Here is an 18,227-nt window from a genome sequence, read left to right on the forward strand (position 1 = left end):
GCGCGCCGCCCGGCCGGTCACTGGTAGGCGGCGATCTCACGGGCCATCACCCCCAGCGGCAGCACGCGGTCGACGCCGCCGCGCTTGATCGCCTCCCGCGGCATGCCGAACACCACGCTGCTCTGCTCGTCCTGGGCGATGGTACGTGCGCCGTTCTCGTGCATTTCCAGCAGGCCGGCGGCGCCGTCGTCGCCCATGCCGGTCAGGATGATGCCCAGCGCATTGCCGCCCGCGGCGCCGGCGACCGAGCGGAACAGCACGTCCACGGACGGGCAGTGGCGGTTGACCGGCGGGCCGCTGACGACCTCGACGAAGTACTGGGCGCCGCTGCGGCGCAGCAGCATGTGCCTGCCGCCGGGTGCGATCAGGGCGCGTCCGGGCACCACGCGGTCGCCGTGCGCCGCTTCCTTCACCGCGATCCTGCACAGCTTGTCCAGGCGCGCGGCGAAGGCCGCGGTGAATTTCTCCGGCATGTGCTGGACGATCACGATGCCGGCGCAGACGCGCGGCAGTTCGGTGAGCACCTGTTCCAGCGCCTGGGTGCCGCCGGTGGAGGTGCCGATCGCCACGATGCGCTCGGTGGTCCGGTCCAGGGCGCGGGCGCCCTGCGGCGGCAGGATGACATCGGCCGAGTGGCGGACCTCCACCGCGGGCAGTGGCGCGCGCACGACCGGCTTCCTGACGTTGGCGCGCGCGGCGGTGCGCACGGTGGCGACCAGCTCGTCGGCCGATTCGGTCAGGAACTGCTTCAGGCCGAGCCGGGGCTTGGTGACCACCGCGACCGCGCCGGCGGCCAGCGCATCGATGGTCACCTGCGCGCCCTTCTCGGTCAGGGTCGAGCAGATCACCACCGGGGTCGGGCGCTCGGCCATGATCCTGCGCAGGAAGGTGATGCCGTCCATCTTCGGCATCTCCACGTCGAGCACGATCACGTCCGGCCACTGCAGGCGCATCTTCTCCATCGCCAGCAGCGGATCGGCGGCGGCCGCGATCACCTCGATGCCGGTCGCGGCATCGAGGATGCCCACCAGCACCTGGCGGACCACGGCCGAATCGTCCACCACCAGCGCCTTGATCTTGTTCATGCACCACCCTGCGTGATCATCCGGGCCGGGCCGGCCGCTACGGCCTTCGATAGACGGCCGGCGCGATCTGGACCAGGTCGAGATCGAATTCGTTGAGGCTCTCCGAGTGTCCCACGCACAGATGCCCGCCGGGCCGGAGCTGGGACAGCAGGCGCTTGACCAGCGCGTACTTGGTCGGGCCGTCGAAGTAGATCATGACATTGCGCAGGAACACCACGTCGAACATGCCCAGGGCCGTGCCCGGCAGCGGCGCGTTGAGGTTGAGCTGCAGGAACCTGACGTGCTCGCGCAGGCCGCGCTCGATCAGCATGTAGCCCTCGTAGCGGCCGTTGCCCTTGCGGCAGAAGCGCTTCAGGTAGCCCGGCGGCATGTGGTCCAGGCGCTGCATCGGATACAGCCCCGAACGCGCGCGCTCCAGCACCCGCGAACTGATGTCGCTGCCGACCACCTCGTACGGCCTTCCGCCCAGCGCGTCCTCCAGCACCATCGCCATGCTGAAGGCCTCCTCGCCGCTGGACGAGGCTGCGCTCCAGCAGCGGAACGGCGCGCTGCCGTGCGCCTGGCGCGCCAGCCGGGCCAGCAGGTCGAAGTGCTTGGGTTCGCGGAAGAAGTAGGTCTCGTTGGTGGTCAGCAGGTCGATCGCGATCTGGACTTCCGGCGTGTCGACGTCCTCCTCCAGCAGCCGCAGGTACTGGCTGTAGCTGGTCATCTGGTTGGCGCGCAGGCGCTTGCCCAGGCGCCCGCACAGCATCGCCTTCTTGCTGTCGGCCAGGGTGATGCCGGCGCGTTCGGAGATGAAGCGCTGGAATCTGCTGAACTCCAGCGCCGTGATGGGAGCATCGCTCATCGGTCGATCCGTGACGGGCGGTCAGGCCACGGCTTCGGCCGGCTCGCGCGCCGCGCCGGACAGCGCCGCCAGCTCGTCGGCCGCGAGTACCGCATCGGTGTCGAGCAGGATCACGAAGCGCTCGCCGACCTTGCCCATGCCGTGCATGAAATCGCGGCGGATGCCGGCGCCGAAGCTCGGCGGCGGGGCGATGTCGGCCGCCGGGATCTCCAGTACCTCGCTGACCGCATCGACCAGCAGGCCCAGCACGTGCCGCTCCTCGCCCTGGTTCACCTCCAGGATGACGATGCAGCTGCGCTTGCTGATCTCGCTGGCGCCGCGGCCGAAGCGCTGTGCCAAGTCCACCACCGGCACCACCGCGCCGCGCAGGTTGATCACGCCGCGCAGGGCGGGCGGCATCATCGGCACCTCGGTGGGGACGCGGTACTCGATGATCTCCATGATCGGCAGGATGTCGACGCCGAACATCTCCTTGCCCAGCAGGAAGGTGAGGAACTGTTCCGGCGTCTCCGCCGTGTCGACGGCGGATGCTGCGTGCTCGTTCATGTCGCGACTCCGGTCAGAACTGGCTGAACTGGCTTTCGTCGATGCTCTCCGCGCGCCCGTGGCTCCTGCCGGCGCCGTGCAGCGACCTTGCGTTCCTGCGCGAGGCGACGGGCGCGTGGTGCGCGGTGCGATGCCGCGCGGCCAGCGGGGTGCCCTGATCGGACTGCCCGAGCTTGAAGAACGACATCAGCTGCTGCAGCGTCTCGGCCTGCGCGCTCATCTCCTCCGCCGTGGCGGCCAGTTCCTCCGAGTGCGACGCGGCCTGCTGGGTGGTCTGGTTGAGCTGGCTGACGGCCGAGTTGATCTGGCTGACGCCGGAGGCCTGCTCGTCGGATGCGGCGGTGATCTCCTGGACCAGGTCCGAGGTGCGTCGGATCGAAGGCACCATCTCGTCCAGGAGCTTGCCGGCGTTCTCCGCCAGTTCCACGCTGGAGCTGGCGACATCGCCGATTTCCTGCGCGGCCACCTGGCTGCGCTCGGCCAGCTTGCGCACTTCGGCAGCGACCACCGCGAAGCCCTTGCCGTGCTCGCCGGCGCGCGCCGCCTCGATGGCCGCGTTCAGCGCGAGCAGATTGGTCTGGTAGGCGATGTCGTCGATGATGCCGATCTTCTGCGCGATCTGCTTCATCGCCACCACGGTGGAACGCACTGCCTCGCCGCCCTCGGCCGCCTCGCGCGAGGCCTTGGCCGCCATGCCGTCGGTGACCTTGGAGTTCTCGGTGTTCTGCGCGATCGAGGAGGTCATCTGCTCCAGCGATGCGCTGGTTTCCTCCACGCCGGCCGCCTGTTCGCTGGCGGCCTGGCTCAGCGCCTGCGCGGTCGCGCTGACTTCCTCGGAGGCGCCCGCCAGCGACTCGGCGCTGCTGTTCACCTCGCCCACCACCTGGGCCAGGCGTTCCACCATCGCCTTGAAGGCCGCCAGCAGGCTGGTCTTGTCGCCCTCGCGTGTGACGATGGACACGGCCAGGTCGCCGTCGGCCACGCGCTGGGCCACCTCCATCGCGTAGGCCGGCTCGCCGCCGAGCTGGCGGGTCAGGCTGCGGGTGATGAAGATGCTGAGCAGGATGGCGATCGCCAGCGAGGCGGCGCCGATCGCGATCATGACCTTGTTCGCCTGGTCGAACGCGGCCTTCGACTCCTCGACGCTGCGCTGCATCAACGTGTGCTGGAACTCGGACAGCTCCTTCAGGCTGGCGATGTACGCATCGTTGGCCGGCTTGAAGCTCTCGCTCAGCAGTGCCTTGGCCTGCGCCTGGCTCTCTTCGTCCGAACGCTCGACCAGACGGAAGTAGTCGTCGTAGATAGGCGCCAGCGCTTCGCGCCGCGACACGATCTGGCTCATCAGGCGCGTGCCTTCCGGGGTGTTGATCACGGCCTGCAGGCGCGCGACCCGCTCGCTGCTGTCCTCGCGGTTCTTCTGGATGGTGGCGATGATCGGCTGGTGACGCTCCGGGCCGGTCAGCATCAGGTCGCGCATGAGCCTGGCGATGTCCAGCGTGTTGACGATCATCTCGCCGAGGGCCTGCGTCTTCGGGAAGCGGTCCTCGGTGATGTTGGTGGTGGCGGCGTCCATCTTCCTCATGTTGAGGGTGGACACGACGGCCATCAGCACGAGCATGACGCTCAGCAGGCCAAAGCCCAGGCCGAGCCTGTGGGCGACGCGAAGATTCTTGATCATGGGATCTACCTGGTGATGTCGGATGCTGGAAGGAGGGTCAGGCGGCGAGGGGTGCGTCGGGTTCGTCGGAGCGCAGCAGGCTGCCGACGTCGAGGATCAGGGCCACCTCGCCGCTGCCGAGGATGCTCGAGCCGCTGATGCCCCTGACCCCGGAAAACACGCTGGAAAGCGGCTTGATGACGGTCTGCCATTCGCCGAGCAGCTGGTCGACCACGATCCCGCAGCGTTGGGGGCCGTGCTTGACGACCACGATGCTTTCGCGCGGCGGCGGCGTACCGTCGATGCCGAACGCGCTGCGCAGACGCAGATAGGGCAGCACGCCGCCGCGCAGGTCGGTGTACTCGGCCTGGTAGCCGGACGAGAACTCGATGCATTCCTCGACCACGTCCAGCGGCAGGATGAACACCGACTTGCCGACACCGACCTGGAAGCCGTTGATGATCGCCAGGGTCAGCGGCAGCCGCACCGAGATCGTGGTGCCGATGCCCGGGCGGCTGGCGATGTCGACGCTGCCGCGCAGCGCACTGATGTTGCGTCGGACCACGTCCATGCCCACGCCGCGGCCGGACAGGTTGGTGACCTTCTCCGCGGTGGAGAAGCCGGGCTCGAACACCAGCGCGAACACCTCGGCATCGGTCAGCGTCCGGGCCGGGTCGATCAGCCCGCGTTCGACCGCCTTGGCCAGGATCCGCTCCCGGTCCAGGCCGCCGCCGTCGTCGCTGATCTCGATGACGATGCTGCCCGAGTCGTGGAAGGCGTTCAGGCGGACCGTGCCGCGCTCGGGCTTGCCGCAGGCGCGGCGCACCGCGGCCGGCTCGATGCCGTGGTCCATCGCGTTGCGCACCAGATGGGTCAGCGGGTCGGCGATCTTTTCCACCACCGACTTGTCCAGCTCGGTGTCCTCGCCGCTGACCACCAGCGCGATGTCCTTGCCCAGTTCGCGGGCCACGTCGTGGACCACCCGGTGGAAGCGGCTGAAGGTGCCGCCGATCTTGACCATCCGCAGCTGCAGCGCGCTCTCGCGCACCTGCTCGACCAGTTCGGCGACCATCGACGTCGACTCCTGCAGCGCCGCGTCGCCGCTGCGCTGCGCGCTGGCGTTGCTGCCGGCCACGGCGATGATCAGCTCGCCGACCAGGTCGATCATGCGGTCCAGGCGATCGGCATCGACCCGGATCGAGCGGCTCTCCTGGCGTGCGCCGCGCGCGCTCGCCTGGACGCCCGTACCGCTTTCTCCGGCAGCAGCCGGCGGCTCGCCATCGTCGATGGCCGGCGGCGGCAGCGGCGTCGCTGCAGCGGCGGTGGCACCCTCGACGACGGGCGCGATCAGCAGCTCGCACTCGTCGCGGACGAACTCGAAGACCTCCTCGATCCGTGCGCGCCCCGCGTCCGTGCGCAGCTCGATCTCGAAGCCCAGGTAACAGGCTTCCGGCTCCAGCAGCTCCAGCGGCGGCACGCCGTCGGTGCGGGTCCGGACCTGCTCCAGCGTGCCCAGCGCCTTGAGGCAGCGCAGCACGCGCAGCGGCGAGTTGCCGAAGCGCAGCGCAGTGGGGTGAGGATGGTAGGAAATGCGCCACAGGCCGCTGTCCGCCATGGGCGCGTCGGCGCTGGCGACGCCATCGGGAGCGTGCGTCGCGTGCAGGTGGACCTCCAGACGCGCCAGCAGGGGGGCGGCCTGCGCCGGATCCGGCGCGGGCGCACCGGCAGCCGCTTCCACCAGCAGGTGGATGTGGTCGCAGCACGCGAGCAGCAGCGCGACCAGATCGTGGTCCAGCGCCAGGGAGCCATCGCGGACCAGGTCCAGCACGCTTTCCACCACGTGGGTGAACTGCACCAGCTCGGTCAGATCGAACAGGCCTCCCGAGCCCTTGATGGTATGGGCGGCGCGGAAGATGGCGTTGACCGCATCGTCGCCGCACTGCCCTGCACGGATGTCCAGCAGGTGGCGCTCCATCTCCTCGAGCAGATCGCGGCTCTCGCCGAGGAAGGTCTGCAGCAGCTGTTCCATGTTCATCGGGGGCTGCCTGCTTCGGCGACGTTCGGAGCGGGGCTGGACACGACGTCGAGATCGATGCCCAGCAAGGCGAATGCGTGTTCGACCGCCGGCGGCACGCCATGCAGCGTGACCGGCCAGGCATGCGACGCCAGGCTGCGCGTCGTCGCCAGCAGCAGCTGGACGCCGGTGACGTCGATCGCGATCACCTCGCCCAGGTCCAGTTGGACCGGCCCGGAATGGGTGAGGGCTGCGCGCAGGCGCCTGGCCTGATCGGCGGCGTGCTCGATGGTCATGCCGCCGGAGAGTGCGATCTCCAGCGGCGGCGCGTCGTCCGCGCTGCGTGTCCTTGCCGGGCAGTTCATCGCTGCACCTGTCCTCAGTGGCGTGGAGGCGAGGGGCCGCGTCCACGTTCTGGGATAACGACGCAGCCGGGTGATTCTTTAAGCTGGCGTGAAAATCTCAAAGAAAGTTGTGAAATGCGTTGTGAAGAAAGCCCGCGACCTGTCGCGTTTTCGACAATGCATCGGATTTTTCCGCGACACCTTCGCTATAGCGAATCGATGTGTGGGTGTGCCGGCCGTCGATATGCCGGCCGCGATTTCAAGGGGTTTTCTGAAGACGGCGACGACAGCCCGTGGTCGCGATCGAGCGCGCGATGACGCGCAGCTGCGTCCGTATCGCCACCGCATCGACGCGTGCGGCTCTCCTGCATCTCATTCGCGGCTGACGTCGATTCCTGCCGCCGCGCATGCGACTGCCGTAGATGCATGCGCCGACGTGCCTCTCATTCGCAAAATGACGTGTCGCCGGGAGGGGAAGGTGCTTCCGTCTCGTCCGGAGGCTTGCGCGGGGCGGTGACATGCAACGCGTTGAGTGTGCGGACACCGATGCGTTGCGCCGCCGCCTGCCGGCGAAACGGGCAGGTCTTCGCGAGCCACGGCATTGCGCCGGCGGTGTGCGGCGCCTCTGCACCGTCCGGGTCGCCCGAAGCCGGCGTCGTGGTGCGCAGGGCGTTGCCCGGGCACGCCGCCGTGCGCCAGCAGCGAGACGGTGGCGCACGCCGCTCCGTGTCCGCAGCGCGCACGGCGCGTCGGGCCACAGCCCACCGGCTGCGCCATTCGAACCGTGCTCAGCGCTCGCGCAGCGCCCGGTCGCGCATCAGGCGCTCGAACTCCGCATACACCTGCGGATCGATCCTGCAGTGCTGCTCGTCGTGCAGGATGCGCATCGCTTCGTCGTGGCTGCGCTCGGGGCTGTACGGGCGCCGGGTGGTCATCGCGTCGTAGCTGTCGGCCACGCGCAGGATGCGTGCCGACAGCGGGATGCGTTCGCCGGCCAGGCCATCCGGATAGCCGCTGCCATCCATCGCCTCATGGTGATGACGGATGATCCGGCCGACCTCGGCCGCATGCCGGTGACGGCTGGCCAGGAAGATCCGTTCGCCGATCTCCGAGTGCGCCTGCATCGCCACCCAGTCGTCGTCGTTGATCCTGCCCGGATGCAGCAGCACCTGGTCGGGTACGCCGATCTTGCCGACATCGTGGAAATGCGCACCCAGTTCGAGCTGCTCGAGCGCGTCGGCATCGAGGTCGAAGCGGCGGCCGAGCGCCACCGCGATGCGGCCGGTGCGGTCGCAGTGGCTGCGGGTATAGCTGTCGCGTACCTCGATCGCCAGCGCCAGGGTTTCCAGCGAGCAGGCGACATCGCCGAAGTCCGGCGCCTCGTCGAAGCTCATGCGCGGTGACCGGACGGGGCAGGGTGCGCGCAGGGGCAGCCGGCGGCCCGGGCGTGGCGGGCGGCCATCATCCGGGCCCCAGCGTGGTCAGCAGGGCGCGCGCCGCATTGAAGCGGTCGGCCGGCTCGGGCAGCGGGTGGCGGATGCGCAGCTTGTCCGGGCCATCCATCGCGTACAGCTTGGGCTGCTGCTGGATCATCCGGATCACCGACATCGGGTCCACGCGCGGTTTTGCCTCGAACACGATGCGGCCGCCGTTCTCGCCCAGTTCCAGCTTGCGGATGCCCAGTCCGCTGGCCTGCAGTTTCAGTTCGGCGATCGCGAACAGATGCTTCACCGGATCCGGCAGCAGGCCGAAGCGGTCGATCATCTCCACCTGCAGCTCGCGCAGCGCATCGCTGTCGCGGGCGCTGGAAATGCGCTTGTACAGGGTCAGGCGGGTGTGCACGTCGGGCAGGTAGTCGTCCGGGATCAGCGACGGCACGTGCAGCTCGACCTCGGCGCCACGCGCTTCCTCGCCGGCGTCCAGGTCCGGCAGCTTGCCCTGGCGGATCGAGCGCACTGCGCGTTCCAGCAGCTCGGTGTACAGGCTGAAGCCGACCTCGGCCATCTGTCCGCTCTGGTCCTCGCCCAGCAGCTCGCCGGCGCCGCGGATTTCCAGGTCGTGCGTGGCCAGGGTGAAGCCGGCGCCGAGCTCGTCCATCGAGGCGATCGCTTCCAGCCGCTTCTCCGCATCGGGCGTGATCGCGCGCCGGTCCGGCACGACCAGATACGCGTAGGCGCGGTGGTGCGAGCGGCCGACGCGGCCGCGCAGCTGGTGCAGCTGGGCCAGGCCGAAGCGGTCGGCGCGGTTGATGACGATGGTGTTGGCGTTGGGGATGTCGATGCCCGATTCGATGATCGTGGTCGACAGCAGCACGTTGAAGCGCTGCTTCTGGAAATCCAGCATGACCCGTTCCAGCTCGCGCTCGGGCATCTGCCCGTGGGCGACGCCGATGCGCGCCTCCGGCACCAGCTCCTGCAGCTGGCGCTGCATGCGGCCGATGCTCTCGACGTCGTTGTGCAGGAAGTACAGCTGGCCGCCGCGTGCCAGTTCGCGCTGGAAGGCCTCGCGCAGCTGCGCGTCGTCCCAGGGCACGACGAAGGTCTGCACCGCCAGCCGGTTCGGCGGCGGGGTCGCGATGATCGACAGGTCGCGCAGCCCGGCCATCGCCATGTTCAGCGTGCGCGGGATCGGGGTCGCGGTCAGGGTCAACAGGTGCACGTTCGCGCGCAGCGCCTTCAGCGCCTCCTTCTGGCGCACGCCGAAGCGCTGTTCCTCGTCGACGATGACCAGACCCAGGTCCTTGAACTTCACGTCCGGTTGCAGCAGGCGGTGGGTGCCGACGATCACGTCGATTTCGCCACGCGTCACCTTCTCCAGCTCGGCCTCGATTTCCTTCTTGGTCTTGAAGCGCGACAGCACCTCGACCTTCAGCGGCCAGTCGGCGAAGCGGTCGCGGAAGTTGCGGTAGTGCTGCTCGGCCAGCAGCGTAGTCGGCACCAGCACGGCCACCTGGCGGCCACCGCTGGCCGCGGCGAACGCGGCGCGCACCGCGACCTCGGTCTTGCCGAAGCCGACGTCGCCGCAGACCACGCGGTCCATCGGCTGGCTGGACTGCAGGTCGCGCAGCACCGCCTCGATGGCGCTGTGCTGGTCGGGCGTCTCCTCGAACGGGAAACCGGCCGCGAACGGTTCGTACATCGAACGGTCCACGTCCAGCGCCAGGCCGGCGCGCGCCTGCCGGCGGGCCTGGATCTCCAGCAGTTCGGCGGCGACGTCGCGGACCTTCTCCTGCGCCTTGCGCTTGGCCTTGCTCCACTGCTCGCCACCGAGCGAATGCAGCGGCGCAGTCTCGGGCGATGCGCCGGAGTAGCGGCTGACCAGGTGCAGCTGCGACACCGGCACGTACAGGCGGTCGCCCTTGGCGTACTCGATGTCGAGGAACTCGCCGGGCATGCCGCCGATGTCCATCGCGATCAGACCACGGTAGCGGCCGACGCCATGGTCCTCGTGCACGATCGGCGCGCCTTCCGACAGCTCGCCGAGGTCGCGGATGATCGCCTCGGGCTCGCGCCCGGCGCGGCGGCTGCGCCGCGGCTGGGTCGCGCGCTCGGGGAACAGCTGGCGCTCGGTCAGCACCGCCAGCGGCGGCGCGTCCAGTGCGAAACCGTCTTCCAGCGGGGCCACCGCGATCGCCAGGCGCGCATCGCCGGCGAAGAACGCCGGCGCATCGGCCAGCACCTGCGGCTGGATCCCGGCCGGCGCCAGCACCTCGATCAGCGCCTCGCGGCGGCCGGGCGAATCGGCGGCGATCAGGACCCGGCCCGGATAGCTGCCGAGAAAGGTCTTCAGCGCCTCGCCCGGCGCGTGGTCGCGCACCGCCAGCGGCAGGCTCGGCGCCGGCTGGTCGCCGAGCGCGGCCGCGTCCTCGCGGCGGGCGTGTTCCGGCCCGCACAGCTCCACGCGCGCGCCCTGGTTGAGCCGCTCGCGCAGCGCATCCGGCGACAGGTACAGCGCCTCCGGTGCCAGTACGGGGCGTTCGACGTCGTGGCGGCGCTGCTCGTGGCGGCTGCGAGTCTGTTCCCAGAACGCATCGGCCGCGGCATTGGCGCCGTCGGCCAGCACCGGCAGAGCGGTAGCGCCCAGGTAGTCGAACAGGGTGGCGGTGCTCGGTTCGTCGCGCCCGGCGCGCTGCGGCTGCTCGAAGAACAGCGGCAGGTAGTACTCGATGCCGGCCGGGGCGATGCCGGCCTTCAGGTCCTGGTACAGCGCGCTGCGGCGGGTGTCGACGTCGAAGCGGTCGCGCAGCAGTTCCAGCACGCGGCCGATGCTGGCCTCGTCCATCGGCAGCTCGCGGCCGGGCAGCATGTGCACCGCGTCGATCCGCTCCAGCGAGCGCTGCGACTCGGGGTCGAACTGGCGGATCGTGTCGATCTCGTCGTCCAGCATCTCCACCCGCAGCGGCGCCTCGGCGCCCATCGGGTAGACGTCGAGCAGGCCGCCGCGGACGGCGAAGTCGCCCGGGTCCAGCACCTGCGGCACGTTGCGGTAGCCGGCCGATTCCAGCCGCCGTTTCTCGGCGTCCAGGTCCAGGCGCTGGCCGGTCTTCAGGTCGAAACTGCCGCCGGCGATGTAGCGCAGCGGCGGCAGCCGCTGCATCAGCGTCTGCACCGGCACCACGACCAGGCCGCGCGTGAGCGTCGGCAGCCGCTGCAGCGCCGACAGGCGCTGGCTGATGATGTCCGGATGCGGGCTGAACTGGTCGTAGGGCAGGGTTTCCCAGTCCGGGAACGGCACCACCGGCAGCGATGGATCCTGGCCCAGCAGGGTCAGCAGGTCGGCTTCGAGCTGGTGCGCGCCCTGGTTGTCGCGGGCGACGACCAGCAGTGGCCCGTCGTGCGCACGGGCGGCGGCAGCGAGGTGCCAGGCCAGCGCGGACGGTGAGGTGGGTGTACGCCACCAGGCGCGGGACTGGCCGCGCCGCGGCAGCGGCGGAATGAGGAGGGAGTTGGGCGACGGCATTGACCGACTATTGTAGGTGCAGCGCCGTCAGCGGGCGATGCACGCCGGTCGCCATCCTGCCGAAGGGCGAGGGCTCACTCCTCGCCGAGGTCGAGCACCAGCCGGACGAAGCCCTCCGCCGGGCGGCCCTGCGCATCGGGTCGGAAGCCCATCGATTCGGCCAGTTCCAGCATCGGACGGTTGCGTGCCGGGGTGTCGCCGTACAGCCGGTCCAGGTAGCGGCCGCGCGACCACTTGACCAGCTTCTGCAGCAGATGGCGGCCCAAGCCCAGGCCGACGATGAAGCCGCTGAGCAGGATCGTGTACTCGGCGTCGCGCGTGCCCGGCACGACCCGTGCGCGGGCCAGGCCGGCGATCAGCGCTTCACCCGGCGGCAGCGGCTCGGTGCCGACCAGGATCAGTTCGTTCTTCGGATCGGGCCGGGCCAGGCGTCGGGCACCGGCCTCGTCGAGACCGCCGTCCGCGGCGCCGAAGCGGCTGCGCAGCTCGACCGGATCGAACAGGTCGAACACGCCGAGCAGCGGTTCGGCGTCCTCGGGCCGGATCGGGCGGATCAGGATCGGCCGCCGGTTGGGCAGGACGAACTCTTCGTGCCAGGGAGGGAGCCGGTTGCGGGGCATGTCCCGGATGTTCCCATGTTTTGGCAACGACGTGCACTGCGCGCGCGTCGCCACGCGCGGCGGTCAGGCCTGGCCCTCGCGGTGCAGCCACTCCAGCCGGGTGCCGGCGCCGGCATCCTCGCCCAGCGCACGCTCCAGGACCGGCAGTGCATCGGCCAGCTGCTGATCCAGTTTCCACGGCGGGTTGAGCACGGCCATGCCGCTGCCGTTCAGGCGCAGCGGCGAGTCGTCGGGCCGCACCAGCAGTTCGGCCAGCAGCAGGCCGCGCGCGGGCAGCGCGGCCAGGTCGCGGAAGAACGGCCGCAGCGTGCGCCGCTGCTTGATCGGGTACCAGATCGCCACCGCCGCCTGTGGCCAGCGCGCCAGGCATTCGGCCACCGCCTCGACGATGCGCGGATACTCGGCGTCCTGCGCTTCGTAGGGCGGGTCGATCAGCAGCAGGCCGCGCGCGTAGCGCACGCCGTCCGCCCGCGGCGGCAGCAGCGCCCGGATCGCGCCGTAGCCGTCACGCGCATGTACCGCGACGCGGCGGTCGCCGGCGAACAGCGACTTCAGCGCCTCGGCTTCCTCGGGCTGCAGCTCGCAGGCGGCCAGGCGATCCTGGCTGCGCATGGCCTGTGCGGTCAGCAGTGGCGAGCCGGGATAGGCGATCAGGGTGTCGACCGGATTGGCCGCGGCCACGGCCTGCAGGTAGCGGACGATGGCTGCCGGCGGTGTCTGCAGGCCGGCCAGGCGCAGCACCCCGCTGGCGGCCTCGGCGGTCTTGCCGGCGGCCTCGGACTGCAGCAGGTAGCGGCCGCGGCCGGCGTGGGTGTCGAGCACGAAGAACGGGGCGTCCTTCTGCTGCAGCAGATCGAGCATCGCCAGCAGCGTCACGTGCTTGAGCACGTCCGCATGATTGCCGGCATGGAAGGCGTGGCGGTAATTCATCCGCGCAGTGTAGGGATGCGGCCGTGACGCGGGTAGCGCCCGCGCCGTTCAGCCGAGCAGGGCGCGGGCGGCGCTGTCGAAGCGGTCCAGCGCGATCGCCGAGTCGGGGCTGCGCCGCAGCGACTCCACCGCCTCGGCCAGGCGCGAGGCGCCGACCAGGCCGCAGCTGGCCTGCAGGCGGTGCAGGCGCGCGCGCAGGCGTTCGTTGTCGCCGGCACGCGCGCTGGACAGCACGTCGGCGCGCGCCCCGGGCAGCTCATCCAGGAACAGGCCGCGCAGCGCCTGCACGTTGGCCATGTTGTGGTTCATCGCGCTGGCGGCTGCGGCGTTGTCCCAGTCGGGCCTGTCGCTGGTCAGCGCGCTGCGCACCGCGGAGGTCAGCGCCACGGCCTGGATCGGCTTGACCAGCAGGTCGCGGAACCCGGCCGCGAGCAGGGGCTGGCGCAGGGCAGGATCGGCATCGGCGGTATGGGCTAGCGCGGGGACCTGCGGCCGCTGGCGGCGCAGCCGTGCGAGCAGCTCCTGGCCCTGGCCGTCGGGCAGGGACAGGTCGATCAGCCACAGGTCGTAATCGGCGCGCTCGATGGCGGCCAGCGCGCCGGCCTGCGAGGCGACCACGTCGACCTGGGCGGGCAGCGATTCGAGGACCGCGCGGAAATACGTCTGGCTGATCGCATCGTCCTCGACCAGCAGCAGGCGTGGCATGCGGAGCGGATGTTGTTGTCCCATCTGGCTGACTCCCTGTCGGCTCAGGCGCATCTTACCGCCGGGCCCTGCACGCGCAAGCGACCTGGATTCCGGTTTCGTCGTCGCGATCTGAGACAATGGCCGGCCCTTTGCCCCGCAGCCTGCGCCACGTGGCCCGACTCGACCGTACTCCGTTCCAGCTCCAGATCCTCGACCTCAGCCACGATGGCCGTGGCGTCGCCCGCCGCGACGACGGCAAGGCCGTGTTCGTCTCCGGCGCCCTGCCGGGTGAAACCGTGATGGTCGAACAGACCGCGCGCAGCCGCAGTTTCGACGAGGCCCGCACCCTGGAGGTGCTGCAGGCCTCGCCGGACCGGGTCGCGCCACGCTGCCCGCATTTCGGTACCTGCGCCGGCTGCGTGCTGCAGCACCTGGCCGAGGACAAGCAGATCCTGGCCAAGCAGCGCGTGTTGCTGGACAACCTGGAGCGGATCGGCAAGGTCGCGCCGGGCACGGTGCTGCCGCCGCTGACCGACGCCAGCTGGGGGTATCGGCGCAAGGGCCGGTTCTCGGTGCGCCGGGTCAACAAGAAGGACAAGACCCTGGTCGGCTTCCGCGAGCTGGACCCGCGCTTCGTCGCCGACCTGCAGGTCTGCCATACGGTGATCCCGGAGATCGGCCTGAAGGTCGCCGCGCTGTCGGCGCTGGTCGACGGGCTGGCCGCGCGCGAGAGCATTCCGCAGATCGAATTCATCGCCGGCGACGATGCCATCGCGCTGACCGTGCGCCATCTGGTGCCGCTGTCGGATGACGACAAGGCCGCGCTGGCCGCGTTCGGGCGCGAGCATGGCTTCGCGATCTTCCTGCAGCCCAAGGGCATCGACACGGTGCATCCGCTGGAGGGACAGGCGCCGTCGCTGGCATTCCGGCTGCCGGCCTGGGACGTGGAACTGGCGTTCCAGCCGCTGGATTTCATCCAGGTCAATGCGCGCCTGAACGACAGGATGATCGCGCGGGCGCTGGAGATGCTCGGCGCCGGCCCGGACGAGCGCGTGCTCGACCTGTTCTGCGGGCTGGGCAACTTCACCCTGCCGCTGGCCCGGCAGGTGCGCGAGGTGGTCGGCGTGGAAGGCGATGCCGGCCTGGTCGCCCGCGCCCGCGCCAATGCCGAGCGCAACGGCCTGACCAACGCCCAGTTCTTCAGCGCCGACCTGACCCAGGACCAGCGCGGCACCCCATGGATGCGCCAGGGCTTCGACAAGCTGCTGCTGGACCCGCCGCGCTCGGGCGCCGACCAGGTGCTGCGCCAGTTGCCGCTGAACGCGATCAACCGGATCGTCTACGTCAGCTGCCACCCGGGCTCGCTGGCCCGCGACGCCGGCTACCTGGTCAACGAGCGCGGCTTCAAGCTGGTCTCGGCCGGCGTGATGGACATGTTCCCGCACACCGCGCACGTCGAGAGCATCGCGCTGTTCGAGCGCTGAGCTGGCCGGCGGACCGACGCCCGGTCGACGGGCGTGAAGGTCCTGCCGCCATCGGGAGGACGGGCTGGTGCCGTCGCGACGCATGGTCGCTGCGGCACGATGCTCCGCGCTGGCGGTCGCCCGCAGCAGGCCCGCTGCGGATGCCGGGCGCTGTCCCGGCGTCGACACCGTCGCCAGGGCCGATGCGGAGCTGCAACCGGCCTGCATCGGTGCAGGGAGGGGTGGCGCAGGTCGGCCGGGGCCCAGGCGTGACCCCTGATCGCGCGATGGCCTCTACCAGCGACTGTGGCGTGCGAGTCGCTCGGCCGCGGTTCACCTGGTCTGGTGGCCGGGTGGGCCATGGCCTGCCGTCTGTGCGGCCGCGCTGCCACCGGCCTGGCATCCGTGCGCGCTGACTGCGGGTGCCGGTACGGCACGACAGGCGGGATCCCCCTCAGCGGGCCAGGGCCCACGCTGCAGGCATCAAGGAAGAACGCCCGATCAGAGCGGGCGCTTGCCGGTGTCGCCCTGGATCTCGCGGACCAGCTTCGGCACCAGGTAGCCGGACAGGCGCGCGGCCAGTGCCGCATGCAGCGCCCGCGCCTCTTCGTCCGGCACCTCGAAGTGGGCGACGCCGGCGACCCGGTCGATCTGGTGCAGGTAGTACGGCAGCACGCCGGCGGCGAAGCTGCGTTCGCTGAGCGCGGCCAGCGCCTCGACGCTGTCGTTGACCCCGCGCAGCAGCACCGCCTGGTTCAGCAACTGCGCGCCGGTGGCGCGGATCCGTGCCATCGCCGCGTCGACGTCGGCGTCGAATTCATTGGCGTGGTTGGCGTGGATCACGAACGCGAACGGCCAGGGCAGGGTGCGCAGCCACTGCACGAACTCGGTGTCGATGCGCTCGGGCAGCACCACCGGCAGACGGCTATGGATGCGCAGGCGGCGGAGGTGCGGGATCGCGGCCAGCTGCGCGCTCAGTTCGGCCAGCTTGGGCGTGGCCAGCGACAGCGGGTCGCCGCCGGACAGGATCACCTCGTCGATGTCCGGATCGGCGGCGATCGCGGCCACCGCCCCCTGCCAGCCGTCGCGGGCGGCGGTCTCGTCGGCGTACGGGAAGTGCCTGCGGAAGCAGTAGCGGCAGTTGATCGCGCAGCTGCCGGTGGCCACCAGCAGGGCGCGGCCACGGTACTTCTGGATCACGCCGGTGGCCTTCTTCGCCGCCCCGTCGCCGACCGCGTCCAGGCCGAAACCGGGCACGATCCGCTCCTCGTCGGCGACCGGCAGCACCTGGCGCAGCAGCGGGTCGTGCAGGTCGCCGTGGCGCATCCGGGCGATGAACCCGCGCGGCACGCGCAGGGCGAACCCGGCGGCCGCCGCGTCCGACAGGCCGGCCGCGGCGGCATCCAGGCCGAGCAGGGCCAGCAGGTCGCGCGGGTCGCGCACGGCCTCGCGCCACAGGCGCTGCCAGCGGACGGGCGTGGCGCCCGGCTGGGGCGGGGTGTCGGACGCCGGCAGGACGGGCGCCGGCTGCATCGTCAGGGGGGCTGCGGGTATCATGTGCGGTCTGGAAGACAGGCCCCGGCGCGGTGCGGCGGGGTTGCCCATTCTAATCTGCCCGGCCGCCGTCTTCCGCGGCGGCCCAGCCATACCCAAGGAGTTCCCATGGCCTCTTACGGCATGAACGACGTCAAGAACGGGATGAAGATCCTGGTCAACAACGAGCCCTCGATCATCAGCGACACCGAGTACGTCAAGCCGGGCAAGGGCCAGGCCTTCACCCGCGTGAAGTACCGCCAGATCCGCACCGGCCGCGTGCAGGAAATCACGATGAAGTCGACCGACTCGGTCGAGGCCGCCGACGTCGTCGATACCGACATGCAGTACCTGTACTCCGATGGCGAGTACTGGCACTTCATGCAGCAGGAAACCTTCGAGCAGGTCCAGGCCGACAAGGCCGGCATGGGCGACGCGGCCAAGTGGCTCAAGGGCGAGGAAGCCTGCGTGGTGACCCTGTTCAACGGCAATCCGATCCAGGTCACCCCGCCGAACTTCGTCGAACTGAAGATCGTCGAGACCGACCCGGGCGTGAAGGGCGACACCGCCGGCACCGGCGGCAAGCCGGCCACCCTGGAGACCGGCGCGGTGGTCCGCGTGCCGCTGTTCGTCGCCCAGGAAGAAATCATCAAGGTCGATACCCGCTCCGGCGAGTACGTCAGCCGCGTCAAGTAAGCCGATGCCGGTTGTGTCCAGCGCCCCGTGGCCGGTGTTCCGCAAGGAGCGCCGGTGGCGGGGCGCGGTCGTATCCGGCGCCGTGCTGGCGCTGGCGTTGTCGCTGGTCCAGCCGGTGCAGGCCCGGGACGCGGCCCAGCGCTGCGATGCCGCCAGCCTGGCCCTGCTCGGCGCGGCGGCAGGGGCGGAACCCGTCGCCGCGGCCTGCCGCGACTGGCCGTACGATCCGGCGATCCGCCTGGTCGCCGCGGCCTGGCCGGACGTCGGCGCGGATGGATCGGACGACGACCCGCTGCTGCTGGTCAGCGCGATGCTCGATCCCGCCGGGGGCAGGGTACTGGCCCGCCACGAGCGCCCGCTCGAACAGGACGCGGCCTTCGCCCTGCGCGAAGGCGGAATCCGCCTGGACACTGCCCGCTACGACCTCGCCCCAGGCGTGCGCGCGTTCGGCGTGGTGCTGACCAGTTCGGCGCGCGGCCCCAGCTGCCCGGACCGGGGCTTCGAGCGCGAGCTGACCCTGCTGGTCCGCGACGGCCAGGCGCTGCGCCCGGTGTTCGCCACCTGGCTCGACACCTGGGAGATGGTCGAGGGCTCGCCGTGTTCCTGGTCGCCGCAGCGCTCGGTCTCCGACCATGCGCAGGTGACGCTCGGGGTGGAGCGGACCTCCAGCCATGGCTTCGCCGACCTGACGCTGACCGCCTCGGTCGAGCGGCATGCCAGCGACGAGGACGGCGCACTGCAGGTCGAGACGCGCCGTGCCCGCCGCACGTTGCGCTACGACGGCAACGCCTATGCCACCGATCCGTTCGATAATCTCTTCTTCTGGTCTTCCAACCCGTGGTGATG

Annotated in this window: 15 protein-coding genes; 3 read left to right on the forward strand and 12 right to left on the reverse strand. The window is 70.5% G+C overall.

Annotated features, from left to right (window positions below):
* Positions 1-17 precede the first annotated feature (17 nt).
* The 11 genes from IB242_RS10035 to IB242_RS10085 all read right to left on the reverse strand — a co-directional run bounded on the left by IB242_RS10035 (position 18) and on the right by IB242_RS10085 (position 13,707).
* Entirely contained in the window at positions 18-1,085 is a 1,068-nt protein-coding gene (locus tag IB242_RS10035; RefSeq protein WP_192278696.1) for a chemotaxis response regulator protein-glutamate methylesterase, read from the reverse strand.
* A 37-nt stretch (positions 1,086-1,122) separates the two neighbouring features.
* Positions 1,123-1,932: a CheR family methyltransferase gene (locus IB242_RS10040; RefSeq protein ID WP_192278698.1), complete on the reverse strand. Its 810-nt coding sequence runs from the start codon at positions 1,930-1,932 to the stop codon at positions 1,123-1,125.
* Positions 1,933-1,953: 21 nt separating this feature from the next.
* Positions 1,954-2,478, reverse strand: coding sequence for a chemotaxis protein CheW (locus tag IB242_RS10045; protein WP_192278700.1), 525 nt, complete (start codon positions 2,476-2,478; stop codon positions 1,954-1,956).
* A 13-nt stretch (positions 2,479-2,491) separates the two neighbouring features.
* Positions 2,492-4,156 carry a methyl-accepting chemotaxis protein gene (locus tag IB242_RS10050; RefSeq protein WP_192278702.1) on the reverse strand — a complete coding sequence of 555 codons (1,665 nt, stop codon included), beginning with the start codon at positions 4,154-4,156 and terminating at the stop codon, positions 2,492-2,494.
* Between the two features lie 37 nt (positions 4,157-4,193).
* Entirely contained in the window at positions 4,194-6,170 is a 1,977-nt protein-coding gene (locus IB242_RS10055; protein WP_192278704.1) for a chemotaxis protein CheA, read from the reverse strand.
* Positions 6,167-6,514 carry an STAS domain-containing protein gene (locus IB242_RS10060; protein ID WP_192278706.1) on the reverse strand — a complete coding sequence of 116 codons (348 nt, stop codon included), beginning with the start codon at positions 6,512-6,514 and terminating at the stop codon, positions 6,167-6,169. Before IB242_RS10060 ends, IB242_RS10055 begins: the two co-directional genes overlap by 4 nt.
* 767 nt (positions 6,515-7,281) lie before the next feature.
* On the reverse strand, positions 7,282-7,887 hold the full coding sequence (locus IB242_RS10065) for an HD domain-containing phosphohydrolase (protein ID WP_192278708.1): 606 nt from the start codon (positions 7,885-7,887) through the stop codon (positions 7,282-7,284).
* 67 nt (positions 7,888-7,954) lie between these two features.
* Positions 7,955-11,452: a transcription-repair coupling factor gene (gene mfd, locus IB242_RS10070; protein ID WP_192278710.1), complete on the reverse strand. Its 3,498-nt coding sequence runs from the start codon at positions 11,450-11,452 to the stop codon at positions 7,955-7,957.
* A gap of 74 nt (positions 11,453-11,526) precedes the next feature.
* Positions 11,527-12,072, reverse strand: coding sequence for a GNAT family N-acetyltransferase (locus IB242_RS10075; RefSeq protein WP_192278711.1), 546 nt, complete (start codon positions 12,070-12,072; stop codon positions 11,527-11,529).
* Between the two features lie 63 nt (positions 12,073-12,135).
* The gene (gene rlmJ / locus IB242_RS10080; protein ID WP_192278713.1) at positions 12,136-13,002 is read right to left on the reverse strand and encodes a 23S rRNA (adenine(2030)-N(6))-methyltransferase RlmJ; all 867 of its coding nucleotides are present in this window, start codon (positions 13,000-13,002) and stop codon (positions 12,136-12,138) included.
* Between the two features lie 48 nt (positions 13,003-13,050).
* Entirely contained in the window at positions 13,051-13,707 is a 657-nt protein-coding gene (locus IB242_RS10085; protein WP_225540381.1) for a response regulator, read from the reverse strand.
* A gap of 119 nt (positions 13,708-13,826) precedes the next feature.
* Here IB242_RS10085 and rlmD point away from each other — a divergent pair, with 119 nt between their 5' ends.
* A complete protein-coding gene (gene rlmD, locus IB242_RS10090; protein WP_192278718.1) occupies positions 13,827-15,173 on the forward strand; it encodes a 23S rRNA (uracil(1939)-C(5))-methyltransferase RlmD in 1,347 nt (448 codons plus the stop codon).
* Positions 15,174-15,653: 480 nt separating this feature from the next.
* Here the strand turns inward: rlmD and epmB are convergent, their stop codons facing one another.
* A complete protein-coding gene (epmB, locus tag IB242_RS10095; protein ID WP_192278719.1) occupies positions 15,654-16,709 on the reverse strand; it encodes an EF-P beta-lysylation protein EpmB in 1,056 nt (351 codons plus the stop codon).
* 105 nt (positions 16,710-16,814) lie between these two features.
* Here epmB and efp point away from each other — a divergent pair, with 105 nt between their 5' ends.
* Complete coding sequence (gene efp, locus IB242_RS10100) at positions 16,815-17,381, forward strand: elongation factor P (RefSeq protein WP_192278721.1); 567 nt, start codon at positions 16,815-16,817, stop codon at positions 17,379-17,381.
* Positions 17,382-17,385: 4 nt separating this feature from the next.
* On the forward strand, positions 17,386-18,225 hold the full coding sequence (locus IB242_RS10105) for a hypothetical protein (protein ID WP_192278723.1): 840 nt from the start codon (positions 17,386-17,388) through the stop codon (positions 18,223-18,225).
* Positions 18,226-18,227: the final 2 nt, after the last annotated feature.

This window comes from Xanthomonas sp. XNM01, from assembly GCF_014851915.1.
GTDB lineage: Bacteria > Pseudomonadota > Gammaproteobacteria > Xanthomonadales > Xanthomonadaceae > Pseudoxanthomonas.